The following is a 14,700-nucleotide window of genomic DNA, read 5'->3' as shown; positions in this document are numbered from 1 at the left end:
ATACAAGCAGTCTTTGTGCCAGCCTCTCAGGCGACCAGCGGAAGGGGTTGCGTGAGCTTGTCGGGCACCAGCAGGGCTTCGACCTCGGCCTGCGTCATGATGCCCAGCGACTCCGCGATCTCGGCAATCGGCGCGCCGGTGGCGATGGCCGTCTTGGCGATGAGCGCGGCCTTTTCGTAGCCGATGATGGGGTTGAGCGCCGTGACCAGGGTCACCGATTCGCGCACGCGTTTGGCCAGCAGTTCGCGGTTGGCCTCTATGCCGGCCACGCAATGGGTCTGCAGCGTGAGGCAGGCCTGGCTCAGGTGTTCGATGCTCTTGAAAAGGCTCCATCCCATGATGGGCTCAAAGGCGTTGAGCTGCAGCTGGCCGGCCTCGGAGGCCATGGTCACGGTCATGTCGTTGCCTATCACTTCAAAGGCAACCTGGTTCATGACCTCGGGGATCACCGGGTTGACCTTGCCGGGCATGATGGACGAGCCCGCCTGGCGCGGCGGCAGCCGGATGTCGCCGAAGCCGGCCTGCGGACCGCTGGAGAGCAGGCGCAGGTCGTTGCAGATCTTGCTGAGCTTGGTGGCCACGCGCTTGAGCACGCCGGAAAGCTGCACGAAGGCGCCCGTGTCCTGCGTGGCCTCGATCAGGTTGGCGGCTTTTTCGACCGGCACGCCGCACTCTTCGGCGAGATGGCGGCAGACGATGTCGGCGTAGCCGGCCGGCGCGTTGATGCCGGTGCCTATGGCGGTGGCGCCCAGGTTGATTTCCTGGATCAGCGCGCGCGCTTCGCGCAGGCGGGCCTCGTCCTCGCCGATCATCACCGCATAGGTGAGGAATTCCTGGCCCAGCGTCATGGGCACGGCATCCTGCAATTGGGTGCGGCCGATTTTGAGCACGTCCCGGAACTCATGCGCCTTGGCCTCGAAGCCGCCGCGCAGGACGGCCATGGAGGCCAGCAGGCGCTCGATGGCAAACCACAGGGCGATGCGCACCGCCGTGGGGTAGACGTCATTGGTGCTTTGCGAGGCATTGACGTGGTCGTTGGGGTGCAGCACGTCGTAGCGGCCCTTTTCCACACCCAACTTTTCGAGCGCGAGGTTGGCGATGACCTCGTTGGCGTTCATGTTGGTGGACGTGCCGGCGCCGCCCTGGATCACGTCGACCACGAACTGGTCGTGGTACTGGCCGGCAATGAGCTTTTCACAAGCGCTCATGATGGCGGCGGCCCGCCTGGCGTCCAGCGTGCCCAGTTGCTGGTTGGTGCGCGCCGCGGCCTTCTTGACAAAGCCCAGCGCGCGTATCAGGTCGGGCATGGCCGAGATGCGGGTGCCGGAGATCGGGAAATTTTCGACCGCGCGGGCCGTGTGCACGCCCCAGTACGCGCTTACGGGGATCTGCTTTTCACCGAGGAAGTCGTGCTCGGTGCGCGTGGCCGCCGCGGGAGTGGGAGCGGGCTCGGCAAGCGGGGTGAGGGAGGAGTCTGGGGGCACGGGCAACCATCAAATTTTGAACGTCACGAACTGTAAATTTGCGGGTCTCAAAACACCAATGCTGTTTCAACGATCTTCCATGCATTTTTCTTATAACCACCTAGGGTTACTACTAGTGTATGTATCCAATGCTATCGGGCGACCGGTCCGGCGCCCCCTCGCGATGCGGCTTTTTCCCGGCTGCTGGTTTGCGCCTGCAGGTAGCTCCACAAGGCCTGGGCGTGGCTTTTGGCGGATTCCCGGGAGGTCGGCCGCTCGCGGTAAACGCGCACGTCCATGGTCATTTCGAGGTTGCCGCCGGCGCTCACGAGTTTTTTGGCCCGCAGCTCCTTTTTGACGGCGCTGAGCGGCAAAAACGCGATGCCGTGGCCTTCCAGGGCCATGGCCTTGAGGCCCTCGGCCATGTCGGTCTCATAGACGCGGTCCAGGTGGATGGCCGTGCTGGACTGCTTGAGCAGCATGTCCACCATGCGGCCCAGGTAGGCGCCGGGCGCATAACCCAGGTAAGGCAGCGGTTGGCCGGCACGCCCCGGCAGGCTGTACTCGGGGTCGCCCGAGGCGGTGGCCCGCACAAAGGGCGCCAGCACTTCCTGGCCCAGCGACACCATCTCATAGCGGTCCGGGTCCAGCTGGAAGGGCTGGGAATCATGGTGGTAGGCGATCAGCAGGTCGCAGCTGCCTTCGACCAGGCGCAGCACCGCGTCGTGCACATTGAGCGCGATCAGCCGGCTCTTGATGGGGCCGAATTTCTCGCGCAGGCTGCTGACCCAGGCCGGAAAAAAGGTGAAAGCCAACGTGTGCGGCACGGCGAACTCGATGACGTCCTGCCCGGCCGAGGTGTGGCCGCGCAGCATGGCGCGGGTGGATTGCAGGCCCTGCAGCATTTCCAGCGACTGGCTGTACAGGGTTTCGCCGGCCGGCGTCAAGCGCGTGGGATAAGAGCTTCGATCCACCAGGTCGGTGCCGGCCCAGGCTTCCAGCGCCTGGATGCGCCGTGAAAACGCCGGCTGGGTGACGTGGCGCAGTTGGGCAGAGCGGCTGAAACTGCGGGTTTCAGCCAGACTGACGAAATCTTCCAGCCATTTGGTTTCCATAGACCTAACGACCGCGGTTGGACGCGCCCGGGCGGGTCGTCATGGCGCGCGCCGGCAAAACGGGGCGCGGGCGTTCAAAGTCACTGGCGTGAAGGCTCATGCAGGCTCCAAAAGGCAAACCAAGCGGTCAACATCGGCCGCCGGGTCCTCCGATTATGCGAGCCCGTGAGGCATTTCGGCCTACGGGGAATCCCATGGCCGGGCGATGGAGCCGCATTCGCCGCAAATACCCGGCGCGAAATGTCCTCAGAAATACAAACCCGCTCGCGGCGCGCCGCTCAGGCCTCGGAAGAACTCTGCTGCAACGCCCACATGCGTGCATAAGCGCCTTCGGTTTCTAGCAGCTGCGCGTGCGTGCCGCGCTCGACGATGCGCCCGCCGTCCATCACCAGGATTTCATGCGCGTCGACCACGGTGGAAAGCCGGTGTGCGATCACCAGCGTGGTCTTGTTCTGCGCGGCGGCGCGCAGCTCGGTCTGGATGGCACGCTCGTTGGCCGAGTCCAGCGCCGAGGTAGCCTCGTCAAAAATCACCACCGGCGGGTTTTTCAGCAGGGTGCGGGCAATGGCCACGCGCTGCTTCTCGCCGCCCGAAAGCTTGAGCCCGCGCTCGCCCACCATGGTCCGGTAGCCCAGCGGCGTGGAGGCAATGAAGCCGTGGATGCGCGCCGCGCGCGCGGCCTCCTCGACCTCTTCGTGGGTGGCGCCCGGCTTGCCGTAGGCGATGTTGTATTCCACCGTGTCGTTGAACAGCACCGTGTCCTGCGGAACTATGCCGATCGCCTGGCGCACGCTGGACTGCGTCACCTGCTTGATGTCCTGGCCGGCGATGGTGATGCGGCCCTGCTGCACGTCGTAGAAGCGGTAAAGCAGCCGCGCCAGCGTGGACTTGCCGGCCCCCGAGGAGCCCACCACCGCCACGGTCTTGCCCGGCGGGATCTCAAAACTCACGTTGTGCAGGATGGGGCGCGCCGGGTCGTAGGCGAAGTTCACGTTCTCAAAGCGCACCGCCGGCGAACCCTCGATGGCAATGGGCCGGGCGTTCGGCAGGTCGGCGATTTCGCGCTCCTTTTCCATCAGCACGAACATCTTGTCGAGGTCGGTCAGGCTTTGCTTGATCTCGCGGTAGATCACACCCAGGAAGCCCAGCGGGATGTAGAGCTGGATCATGAAGGCATTGACCATGACCAGGTCGCCCAGCGTCATGCGGCCGTCGACCACGCCTTGCGTGGCGCGCCACAGCATGGCGACCAGCCCGATGGCGATGATCAGCTGCTGTCCGGCATTGAGCAGGCTCAGGGTGTTCTGGCTCTTGATGGCGGCGCGCCGGTAGCGCAGCAGGTTTTCGTCGTAGCGGGCGGCCTCGAACTCCTCGTTGTTGAAATACTTGACGGTTTCGTAGTTGAGCAGCGAGTCGATGGCGCGGCTGTGGGCCGACGAATCGAGCTCGTTCATGGTCTTGCGGAACTGCGTGCGCCATTCGGTCACCGTGACGGTGAAGAAGATATAGAACACCAGCGCGATGCCGGTGATGGCGGCGAACCAGACGTCGAACTTGACGGCCAGCAGGCTTAGCACCAGCGTCACCTCGATCAGCGTCGGGATGATGCTGTAAAGCGAGTATGAAATCAGCGAATGCACGCCGCGCGTGCCGCGCTCGATGTCGCGCGTCATGCCGCCGGTCTGCCGCTCCAGGTGAAAGCGCAGGCTGAGCGCGTGCAGATGGCGAAACACCTCCAGCGAGATCCGCCGCGCCGCGCCTTCGGTGGCCTTGGCGAACACCAGCTCGCGCAATTCGGTGAACAGCGTGGTCGACAGGCGCAGCAGGCCGTAGGCCATCAGCAGCGCCACCGGTACCACCAGCACGGCCTGCACGTCGCCGGGCTTGAAGCTCATGGTGTCGACCAGGTTTTTCAGCAGCAGCGGCACACCCACGTTGGCCAGCTTGGCGCCCACCATGAAGATCAGCGCCGCCAGCACTCGCCATTTGTAGTCCCAGAGGTAGGGAAACAGCCGTTTGAGGGTATCCCAGTCGGACCGCCGGGGCACCGGCGCCTTGCCGTCGCCGGCCGTCGCGGCCACGGGCAGGGCAAGGGAAGAATCGGCGGCGGTAGCTCGGGAGCGCATAGGGGACAATCGTGAATGTTGTTGTAATAACTTTTGACTTTTTAGATTGTGCCTATGTCTACCGAATCAAGCTCCCATACGGACATTCACGCCGAGGACGCCCTGAACGTCCAGTTGCCCACCGACAAGGAGCTGGTGCTCAAGGTCATCCCCATGCCGGCCGACTGCAACGCCAACGGCGACATCTTCGGCGGCTGGGTCATGGCCCAGGTCGATCTGGCCGGCTCCGTCGTGCCGGCACGCCATGTCGACGGCCGGCTGGCCACGGTGGCGGTCAACCAGTTCATCTTCAAGCAGCCGGTGCGTGTGGGCGACATCCTGTCGTTTTTCTCCAGCCTCACCCGCATAGGCACCACTTCCATCACGGTGCAGGTCGAGGTCTATGCCGAGCGCTTCCGGGCCCAGGGCCGCTACATCAAGGTCACCGAGGCCAGCCTGACCTATGTGGCAATTGACGACTTCGGCAAACCCCGCAAGATCGCCAAGGACTGAGGCTTATTCAACCCCCCCGTGCCGCCCCTGCCCCGCGGCAAAACGGGCGGCACCGGCAAAAGCATCCGGCAGGCGCTGCTTGCCGCGCTCCCACTCCTGGTGCAAGGCCTCCTCCAATGGCAGGTCCCACTGCCGGTAAGCACTCAGGCGGTCGGCCCGCAGCGTGGCCTGCGGAAAGCCGCTGAGCTGCCGCGCCAGCGCCAGCGCGGCATCGCGCGCGCTGCCCGTGGGCACCACGCGGTTGGCCAGCCCCATCCGTAAAGCCTCGGTCGCCTCCACCTTGCGCCCGGTCAGGATCAAATCCATCGCATGGCCCATGCCGATAAGGCGCGGCAGGCGCACCGTGCCGCCGTCTATCAGCGGCACGCCGAAGCGGCGGCAATAGATGCCGAAGTAGGCGTCTTCCTCCATCACACGCATGTCGCACCACAGCGCCAGCTCCATGCCGCCGGCCACGGCCGCGCCGCTGACGGCGGCAATCACCGGCTTGGACAGCAGCAGCCGCGACGGGCCCATGGGCGCCGGCGGCTTGTTGTCGCCAGGCGAAAAGTCGAGTTGTCCCAACAGCTGGTCGCCACCGGTTTGCCCGGCCAGGCGCGCGCCGGCCTGCAGGTCCCAGCCCGCGCAGAAATGGCCGTGGGCGCCGTGGAACACCGCCACGCGCGCTTCTTCATCCTCGTCAAAGGCGATGAAGGCTTCGTGCAGCGCGCGCGCCGTTTCGGCGTCCACCGCGTTGCGCACCTCGGGCCGGTCCAGCGTGACCACGGTGACGGGCCCTTCCTTTGATAGATGAATGCTCATGGCGCCTCCGGCCACCAGCCCACACGCGGCGCGGCGCAGGCTTCGGCGAATTCGGCGGCGCTGACCTCGATCTCCATGCGCAGCAAGGCCGCCGCCATGGCCTTGCCGAGGTTGTCCATGCGCAGGTTGCGCGCCCCGCCGCCCTGCAGCGCGCCCTGAAGCACAAGTTTGAGCGCCAGGATGTTGGGCAGGGCCCAGCACTGCACCGTGCCGGGCAGCCAGGGCGCGAAATGCGCCTGCACGCGTTCGGCCGTGACTTCGCGCGCGATCAGGCGGTAGCCCGCCTCATTCCAGGCAAAGAGCCCAAAATCCACCCAGTCGGCCTTGTCGCCGCTGCGCGCATGCGCGAGTTTGACAAGCTGCACTTTCATGCGGACAGCAGCTCCACACGCACCGCCGCCTCGACCGCCTCGCGGCCGACCAGCGCGGGCCAGATGCCGAGCAGCTCGCTGCTGTTGTTCAAGCCGTGAAAGCCGCAGGTATAAGCCGGCCCGCTCAGTGCCATCCACGGAAACAGCCGGCCAAAACCGTCGGCCACCGCCTTGTCCGGCGTGCGCACCACCAGGCGCACCCAGACTTCGTTGAGCTCGGCCAGCGCCTCGGGCGCGGGCAGCGGCGCCAGCGGCCCGTGGGCGGAGTTGAGCCCCGGATATTCGACGAAAAGCTCGTCATGCGCCATGCGCCTGTCGGCCAGCTGGGCCCTCACCATGGCGACGGCCGCCTGTGCCTTGTCCCAGGCATCGGGCCAGCTGAAACCCCAGGTCACCTCGGCCTTGTAGCCCTCGCGAAAGCCGCCCACCAGCTTGAGCTGCGCGGGCCGCGGATGGCCGCGCGCGCCCGTCATGCGCACCCTGTCCTCACCCAGGTCCTCCAGCTTCAACGCCGACAGGTCCAGCACCACGTCGGGCGACATGTAGCGTGTCGGGTCGTGAACCTCATAAAGCAGCTGCTGGCGCACGGTGTCGAAGTTGATGCGCCCGCCCGTCCCCGGGGCCTTGGTGATCAGCGCCGAGCCGTCCTCGCCGACCTCGGCAATGGGGTAGCCGATGTGCGCCAGGTCGGGAATCGACTTCCATGCGCCCTGGCTGCCGAAGTTGCCGCCGCTGCCCTGGCCCGAACACTCGAGCAAATGCCCGACCGCCAGCCCCTGGGCCAGCCGGCCCAGCTCGGGCTGCGTGGCGGCGTCCTCAAGCTTCCAGCCGAACTCATGCACCAGCGGCGCGAGAAACAGCGCCGCGTCGGCCACGCGGCCGGTGACCACAATGTCGGCGCCCTGCTGCAGCGCCGACACGATGGGCCGCGCGCCCAGGTAGGCGTTGGCAAACACCATGCGCTCGCGCACCGTCTCATAGGGCTGCGCATTGAACATATGCGGCGGCGCCAGCGCCGCCAGCCGCGGCAGGACTTCATCGCCGGTGACCACCGCGATGCGCGCCTTCCAGCCTTTGGCCGCGAACGCCGCGCGCAGGGCCGCCGCCGCGCCGGCCGGGTTCAGGCCGCCGGCATTGCAGATGAATTTGACGTCGCGCGCCTGCATCAAGGACCACAGCCTCATCAGCATGGGGACCACGTCGCGCGCATAACCCAGCGCCGCATCGCGCTGCCGGTCTTTCTGCAGGATGGCCAGCGTCAGTTCCGCGAGATGGTCGCTCGCGATGTAATGCACGCCGCCGCGCTCTATGCTCGCGGCCACAGGTTCCCACGCGTCGCCGTAGAAACCCAGGCCTGCGCCTATCCGGACATTTCCTCTCATGTAGGGGATTACGCTTGATCGCCAATGCGACACGTATTCGGAACAACCCCTAGCGACAGAGCTTTAGGCGACAGCTATAACCAAAGCTCATTACGGGGGACGCGATTTGCAACTTCTGCAGCTGATCATCAGCGGAATCGCCCAAGGCTGTATCTACGGGCTGATCGCGCTGGGTTTTGTACTGATCTACAAAGCCACCGAGACGGTCAGTTTTGCGCAGGGCGAGCTGATGATGCTGGGCGCCTTCGCCGGCCTGGCCTGCATGAGCCTGCTGGGTTTTCCTTTCTGGCTCGCGGTGCTCAGCGCGATCGCCGGCATGGCGCTGTTCGGCATGCTGCTCGAACGCCTCGTGATACGCCCCATCCTCGGCCAGCCGGCTTTTTCCATCGTCATGCTGACCATAGGCGTGGGCTACACGGCGCGCGGCCTGATCACCATGATTCCCGGCATAGGCACCGAAACCTATGTGCTGCCCGTGCCGTACAAGGACCAGATCTGGAGCGCCGGCGCGCTGGTCATCAACGTCGAGCAGGTCGCCATCATCGCCAGCACCGCGGTGCTGTGCCTGGCGCTGTTCGCGCTCTTCAAGTACAGCAAGCTGGGCATCGCCATGCAGGCCTCTTCGCAAAACCAGCTGGCCGCTTACTACATGGGCATTCCCGTCAAGCGGCTCAACGGCCTGGTCTGGGGCCTGGCTTCCGCCGTGGCGGCGATTGCCGGCCTGCTGCTGGCGCCCATCACCTTTGTGCACGCCAACATGGGCTTTATCGGGCTCAAGGCCTTCCCGGCCGCGGTGGTCGGCGGCTTCGGCAGCCTGCCGGGCGCCATCGTCGGCGGCCTGGTCATAGGGCTGGTCGAATCGCTCTCGGGTTTTTACCTGCCGGACGGCTTCAAGGACGTCGCCGCCTATGTGGTGGTGCTCATCATGCTGATGGTCAAGCCCAGCGGCCTGTTCGGCGAGAAGCTGCGCAAGAAAGTCTGACCCGTCATGCGCTTCATTTTTAAAACCGACTATGCGCAGGACATCAAGCTTGCCAAACACCCGGGCCATGTGTTCTGGTATGGCGCGCTGATGCTGGCGCTGCTGGCCGCGCCCTGGCTGGTTGCCGAGTACTGGCTCGCGCAGCTGACCTTTGTGATGATTTACGCCATCGCCGGCCTGGGCCTGATGCTGCTGGCGGGTTTTACCGGCCTGTTCTCGCTGGGCCATGCCGCCTTCCTGGGCGTGGGCGCCTATACCCAGGCCGTGCTGACCAACGCGGGCCTGCCCTTTCCAATTGCACTGGCCTGCGCCGCCGGCCTCTCGGCCGCCGTGGGCCTGGTTGTGGGCCTGCCGGCGCTGCGCGTCAAGGGCATCTACCTGGGCATGGCCACGCTGTCCTTCGGTTTTATCGTTGAAGAGGTGTTCGCGCGCTGGGAAAGCGTGACCGGCGGCAATGCCGGCATCCACATCAAGGTGCCCGACATGTTCGGCTGGAAGCTCGCCAGCGGCGAGTCCTTTTATTTCCTCTGCCTGCTGATCACCGTGGCCGCCACGCTGGCCATCCTCAACCTGCTGCGCTCGCCCACGGGCCGGGCCTTTGTGGCGATACGCGATTCCGAAATCTCGGCGCAAAGCATGGGCATACACCTGGCGCGCTACAAGACCCTGTCCTTCGCGCTGTCGGCGGCGCTGGCCGGCATTGCCGGCGCGCTCTATGCGCACAAGCTGCAATTCATCTCGCCCGACCAGTTCAACATCCTGCAGTCCATAGACCTGCTGCTCATGATCGTCATAGGCGGCGTGGGCTCGGTGCACGGCGCCTTCCTGGGCGCCATCTTCCTGATCTCCATGCCGCAGGTGATCGCCCTCAGCAAGGACCACCTGCCCGCCGCCATAGGCCAGGCCCCCGGCCTGCAGGCGGCCGTCTACGGCATCGTGCTGATCGCTTTTGTGCTGTTCGAGCCGCTGGGGCTTTACGGCCGCTGGCTCAAGGTGCGCACCTACTTCCAGCTGTTTCCTTTCTACCGCAAGGGCTTGTTCAAGCGGCAGAAATCCTTCCAGAAGTCGGACCGCCTGAAATGACCCCCACGCTTGTCACTTCGTGTACTACGCTGCCCCCCGAGGGGGCCCTCGCGACTTGGGGCGGCCCAGCGTCGCTCAATCTATGAGCACGACACTCCTCTCCGCCCAAAACCTCAGCGTGCGCTTTGGCGGCGTGCTGGCCGTCAACAAGGTGAGCTTTGACGTGAAAGAAGGCGAAGTCTTCACGCTGATAGGCCCCAACGGTGCGGGCAAGACCACGGTGTTCAATCTGATCAGCCGCATCTACACGCCGACCAGCGGCGAGATCGAATACCGCGGCGAAAAGCTCACGGCCCAGCCGCCGCACAAGATCGCCGCGCTGGGTATTGCGCGCACCTTTCAGAACATCGAGCTGTTCGAACACGCCACCGTGCTGCACAACCTGCTGATAGGCCGGCACACGCACCGCCAGACCGGCCTGCTGCATGACCTTTTTTTCACCGCCAAGGCGCGCGAGGCGGAACTGCAGGCACGCGAAAAAGCCGAGCAGGTGATCGACTTCCTGGACCTGCAGCACCACCGCGACGCCATGGTGGCGGGCCTGCCTTACGGCGTGCGCAAGGTGGTGGAGCTGGCACGCGCGCTGTGCACCGAACCGCGGCTGCTGCTGCTCGACGAGCCCTCATCGGGCCTCAACCTGGAGGAAACCGGCGACATGGCCTTCTGGATACAGGACATCCAGCACGAGCTGGGCATCACGGTGCTGATGGTCGAGCACGACATGTCGTTGGTCTCGCGCGTCTCCGACCGTGTGCTGGCCATGAACCAGGGCGAGGTGCTGGCCGTGGGCACGCCGCGCGAGGTGCAGACCGACCCCGGCGTGATCGAGGCCTACCTGGGTTCGGTCGACGAAGTGTCTTCCCTGAGGAGAACAGCATGAGCGCGGTCCCGCCGCCCGTCAGCGACCAGCCGGTCCTCAAGCTGCTCAACGTCGAGAGCGCCTACGGCCCGATCAAGGCCATACGCGGCGTGAGCCTGCAGGTGCGGCGCAGCGAGATCGCCACCGTGCTGGGCTCCAACGGTGCGGGCAAGTCCACCATCCTCAAAACCATCTCGGGCATTTTGGACCCGCGCAAGGGCTCCATCGACTTCAAGGGCCAGGACATCACGGCGCAGGACCCGGCTTTCATCGTGCAGCAGGGCCTGAGCCATGTGCCCGAGGGCCGCGAGGTGTTCCCCCTGCTCAGCGTGCGCGACAACCTGCTGATGGGCGCCTACACCCGCAAGGACCGCGACGGTGTGGCGCTGGACATGGAAGCGGTCTACGGCTACTTTCCCATCCTCAGGGAGCGCGCGCTGCAGGACGCCGGCCTGCTCTCGGGCGGCCAGCAGCAGATGCTGGCGATCTCGCGCGCGCTGATGGCCTCGCCCGATTTGATCCTGCTCGACGAGCCCAGCCTGGGCCTGTCGCCCAAGCTCACCAAGGAGATCTTCGAGATCGTGGTGCGCATCAACCGCGAGCGCGGCACCACCATCCTGCTGGTCGAGCAGAACGCCAACATGGCGCTCAACGCCTCCGACTACGGCTATGTGCTCGAAAACGGCCGCATCGTGATGGAAGACACCTGCGCCCGGCTGCGCGAGAAGGACGACATCAAGGAGTTCTACCTCGGCATGAAGGAAGACGGGGTACGCGGGGAACGACGCTGGAAAAAGAAGAAAACCTGGCGATGATTACGACGCCCCCCCTAGCGGCCTTCGGCCGCCTCCCCCCACTGGGGGACGATGCTGGCGGCCCGGCAAAGCCGGTTCCGCGGCATCCTTGCACGCACTCAGTTGGGTCGCGGCAATGGAGGTTTGAATGAGCAACCTTTGGGATTTGAGCCATATCCAGCCCGAATATGACATCGTCATGCCGGGCGAGACGATTCCCGCGATTTTCTGGAACGCGGTGGAGCAGCGCGGCCCCAAGACCTGGATGCGGCAGAAAAAGCTGGGCATCTGGCGCAGCTGGAGCTGGACGCAGACCGGCGACGCCGTGCGCGAGATCGCGGCCGGCCTGCTGAGCCTGGGCTTTGCGCGCGGCGAGTGCGCCTCCATCCTCTCCAACACCGTGGTCGACTGGGTGCTGGCCGACCTCGCCGTGCTGAGCTGTGGCGGCGTCTGCAGCGGCATCTACCCGACCGACGCGGCTTCCCAGGTGCATTACCTGTGCGAGGACTCGCGCAGCACGCTGCTGTTTGTCGAAGACGACGAGCAGCTCGACAAGGCGCTGGAGGTGCGGCCGCAGCTGCCGCTGCTGCGCCAGGTGATCGTGTTCGACATGGAGGGCCTGCGCGAGCTGGACGACCCGGGCGTGATGAGCCTGGACGCGCTGCGCGCGCTGGGCCGCGCCTACCTGGCCGCGCACCCCGATGCGGTGGAAGAACGCGCCGCCGAGTGCCAGCCGGAAGACCTCGCCATCCTGGTCTATACCTCGGGCACCACCGGCAAGCCCAAGGGCGCCATGCACAGCCAGCGCGGCCTGGTGTTTACCGCACGCGGCTACAACACGCTGGTGGCGCAGGACGAGAACGACGAACGCATGTGCTTTCTGCCGCTGTGCCACATCGCCGAGCGCATGGGTGGCGAGTATTTTTCGCTGTATGCGGGCGCCAAACTCAACTTCGTCGAGAACCCCGAGACCATTCCCGAGAACGTGCGCGAGATCGCGCCCACGGTGTTCACCGCCGTCCCCCGGGTGTGGGAAAAGTTTTATTCCGGCGTGATGATCGCACTCAAGGAAGCCAGCTGGCTGCAGCAGGCCGCTTACGCCTGGAGCATAGGCGTGGGCATGCGCATCACCGACACCGTGCTGGCGGGCAAGACCGTCGGCGCCGGGCTCAAGCTCCAATTCACGCTGGCGCGCTGGCTGGCGCTCAACAACACGCGAAAGCTGATCGGCATACACCGCGCGCGCTTTTGCGTGACGGGCGCGGCGCCGATTTCACCCGACCTGGTCAGGTGGTACATGGCGCTGGGCGTGCCCATGCTGGAGGTCTGGGGCATGACGGAAACCTGCGGCGCCGCCAGCGGCGTGCCGGCGAGCCGCATGAAGCCCGGCTCCATAGGCCCGGCGGCCGGCTACAACGAGATGCGCCTGGACCCGGCTACCGGCGAGATCCTGGTGCGCGGCGCCAACATCTTCATGGGCTACCTGAACCAGCCCGGAAAAACCGCCGAAACCCTGGATGCGGAGGGCTGGCTGCACACCGGCGACGTCGGCGTGGTGGACGAGGACGGCTATTTCAGGATCACCGACCGCATGAAGGACATCATCATCACGGCCGGCGGCAAGAACGTGACGCCCAGCGAGCTTGAGAACGAGCTCAAGTTTTCGCCCTATGTCACCGACGCGGTGGTCATAGGCGACAAGCGGCCCTACCTCACCTGCATCATCATGATCGACCAGGAAAACGTCGAGAAATTCGCCCAGGATGCGGACATACCCTTCAGTAATTACGCCAGCTTGACGCGGGCGGTCGAAGTGCAAGAATTGATCCAGTCGGAGATCGACCGGGTCAACAAGAAGTTTGCGCGGGTCGAGCAGATCAAGAAATTTTTCCTGCTCGACACGCAGCTCACGGCGGAGGACGAAGAACTCACGCCGACCATGAAGCTCAAGCGCAAGCTCGTAGAACAAAAATACGCCCCGCACATCGAGGCCATGTATTGAGCACCGAGTGGATAAAAAACCTTTAAGGAGACAACCATGAAGCTGAAGTCAATCGCCGCCCTTTCCGCGCTGGCCTGCGCCGCCGCCCTGTCCGCGTCGCCGGCGCTGGCGCAAAGCCAGGGCGTGAGCAAAACCGAAATCACGCTGGGTTCCATCCAGGACCTGTCGGGGCCGCTGGCGGGCTTCGGCAAGCAGATACGCAACGGCATGACCTTGCGCGTGGACGAGCTCAACGAACAGGGCGGCATCAACGGCCGCAAGATCAAGCTCATCGTCGAAGACTCGGGCTACGACCCCAAGAAGGCGGTGCTGGCCGCGCAGAAGCTGGTGAACCAGGACAAGATCTTCGCCATGGTGGGCCACCTGGGCACGGCGCAAAACCTGGCGGCCATGCCGGTGCAATTCGAGAAAAACGTCATCAACTTCTTCCCGGTGACGGCCGCCCGCGAGATGTACGAGCCCTTCCACAAGCTCAAGTATTCGTTTGCCGCCACCTACTACGACCAGATGAAGGCCGCCGTGCCCAAGCTGGTCAAGGAAAAAAACGCCAAGAAGGTCTGCTCCATGTACCAGGACGATGAGTTCGGCCTGGAAGTGCAGCGCGGCGCCGACGACGGCCTCAAGACCCTGGGCATGACCATGGTCGAGAAAACCTCCTTCAAGCGCGGCGCCACCGATTTTTCGTCGCAGGTCGCCAAGCTCAAGGCTTCCGAATGCGACCTCGTGGTGCTGGGCACCATCATCCGCGAAACCATAGGCGGCATAGGCACGGCGCGCAAGCTGGGCTACAACCCGGTCTTCCTGGGCTCCAGCGCCGCCTACACCGACCTGATCCACAAGCTGGGCGGCAAGGCCATGGACGGGCTCTACGCCACCATGACGGTGCAAAACCCCTACCTGGACGAGGCCTCGCAGCCGATACGCTTCTGGGCCAACAAGTACAAGACCGCCTTCAATGAAGACCCCACGGTGTTCTCGGTCTATGGCTACACGGTGGTCGACAGCTTTATCCGCGCCTCGCAAAAAGCCGGTGCCAACCTGAGCACCGACAGCTTCATCAAGGCCATGGACACCATGGTGATCCCGGCCGACATCTTCGGCAGCGCCGAAGGCAAGTTCGGCCCGCAAAAACGCCTGGGCAACAACCAGTCGCGCCTGTCCCTGCTGCAGGACGGGCGCTGGAAAGTGGTGTCGGACTACATCACGCACTGAGCGCCGTGACCGGCCTTT

The 14,700-nt window shown here is 64.9% G+C and carries 13 protein-coding genes; 7 read left to right on the top strand and 6 right to left on the bottom strand.

Annotation, left to right across the window (positions count from 1 at the left end):
* Positions 1–26: 26 nt before the first annotated feature.
* The 3 genes from ACEN9P_RS14940 to ACEN9P_RS14930 all read right to left on the bottom strand — a co-directional run bounded on the left by ACEN9P_RS14940 (position 27) and on the right by ACEN9P_RS14930 (position 4,704).
* On the bottom strand, positions 27–1,388 hold the full coding sequence (locus tag ACEN9P_RS14940) for an aspartate ammonia-lyase (RefSeq protein ID WP_495622184.1): 1,362 nt from the start codon (positions 1,386–1,388) through the stop codon (positions 27–29).
* 227 nt (positions 1,389–1,615) lie between these two features.
* Entirely contained in the window at positions 1,616–2,578 is a 963-nt protein-coding gene (locus ACEN9P_RS14935; protein ID WP_477661462.1) for a LysR substrate-binding domain-containing protein, read from the bottom strand.
* Between the two features lie 278 nt (positions 2,579–2,856).
* Positions 2,857–4,704, bottom strand: coding sequence for an ABCB family ABC transporter ATP-binding protein/permease (locus ACEN9P_RS14930; protein WP_495619694.1), 1,848 nt, complete (start codon positions 4,702–4,704; stop codon positions 2,857–2,859).
* 54 nt (positions 4,705–4,758) lie between these two features.
* Between ACEN9P_RS14930 and ACEN9P_RS14925 the strand changes: the two genes are divergently transcribed.
* Positions 4,759–5,196, top strand: coding sequence for an acyl-CoA thioesterase (locus tag ACEN9P_RS14925; RefSeq protein ID WP_495619693.1), 438 nt, complete (start codon positions 4,759–4,761; stop codon positions 5,194–5,196).
* 3 nt (positions 5,197–5,199) lie between these two features.
* Here the strand turns inward: ACEN9P_RS14925 and ACEN9P_RS14920 are convergent, their stop codons facing one another.
* From ACEN9P_RS14920 to ACEN9P_RS14910, 3 genes are read right to left on the bottom strand one after another with little or no spacing between them, the layout of a single operon-like run.
* Entirely contained in the window at positions 5,200–5,997 is a 798-nt protein-coding gene (locus tag ACEN9P_RS14920) for a crotonase/enoyl-CoA hydratase family protein (RefSeq protein ID WP_495619692.1), read from the bottom strand.
* A complete protein-coding gene (locus ACEN9P_RS14915; RefSeq protein WP_477661466.1) occupies positions 5,994–6,368 on the bottom strand; it encodes an AtuA-related protein in 375 nt (124 codons plus the stop codon). The genes ACEN9P_RS14920 and ACEN9P_RS14915 overlap by 4 nt, the downstream gene beginning before the upstream one ends.
* Positions 6,365–7,750 (bottom strand): acyclic terpene utilization AtuA family protein, encoded by a 1,386-nt coding sequence (locus ACEN9P_RS14910; RefSeq protein WP_495619691.1) that lies wholly within the window; start codon positions 7,748–7,750, stop codon positions 6,365–6,367. Before ACEN9P_RS14910 ends, ACEN9P_RS14915 begins: the two co-directional genes overlap by 4 nt.
* Before the next feature lie 106 nt (positions 7,751–7,856).
* On the opposite strand from ACEN9P_RS14910, the gene ACEN9P_RS14905 reads away from it, so the two are divergent.
* The 6 genes from ACEN9P_RS14905 to ACEN9P_RS14880 all read left to right on the top strand — a co-directional run bounded on the left by ACEN9P_RS14905 (position 7,857) and on the right by ACEN9P_RS14880 (position 14,682).
* Positions 7,857–8,732 carry a branched-chain amino acid ABC transporter permease gene (locus ACEN9P_RS14905; protein WP_477664747.1) on the top strand — a complete coding sequence of 292 codons (876 nt, stop codon included), beginning with the start codon at positions 7,857–7,859 and terminating at the stop codon, positions 8,730–8,732.
* Between the two features lie 6 nt (positions 8,733–8,738).
* Positions 8,739–9,815 carry a branched-chain amino acid ABC transporter permease gene (locus ACEN9P_RS14900; RefSeq protein WP_074576128.1) on the top strand — a complete coding sequence of 359 codons (1,077 nt, stop codon included), beginning with the start codon at positions 8,739–8,741 and terminating at the stop codon, positions 9,813–9,815.
* Positions 9,816–9,897: 82 nt separating this feature from the next.
* Positions 9,898–10,695, top strand: a complete 798-nt coding sequence (locus ACEN9P_RS14895) for an ABC transporter ATP-binding protein (protein ID WP_495619690.1) — start codon at positions 9,898–9,900, stop codon at positions 10,693–10,695.
* On the top strand, positions 10,692–11,489 hold the full coding sequence (locus tag ACEN9P_RS14890) for an ABC transporter ATP-binding protein (protein ID WP_074576124.1): 798 nt from the start codon (positions 10,692–10,694) through the stop codon (positions 11,487–11,489). Before ACEN9P_RS14895 ends, ACEN9P_RS14890 begins: the two co-directional genes overlap by 4 nt.
* A 127-nt stretch (positions 11,490–11,616) precedes the next feature.
* Positions 11,617–13,470, top strand: coding sequence for an AMP-dependent synthetase/ligase (locus tag ACEN9P_RS14885; RefSeq protein ID WP_495619689.1), 1,854 nt, complete (start codon positions 11,617–11,619; stop codon positions 13,468–13,470).
* Positions 13,471–13,506: 36 nt separating this feature from the next.
* Entirely contained in the window at positions 13,507–14,682 is a 1,176-nt protein-coding gene (locus tag ACEN9P_RS14880; RefSeq protein WP_477664743.1) for an ABC transporter substrate-binding protein, read from the top strand.
* The last annotated feature ends 18 nt before the right edge of the window (positions 14,683–14,700 follow it).

Source organism: Polaromonas sp. Polasp52, assembly GCF_059491565.1.
This window is presented reverse-complemented; position numbering and strand designations above follow the sequence as displayed.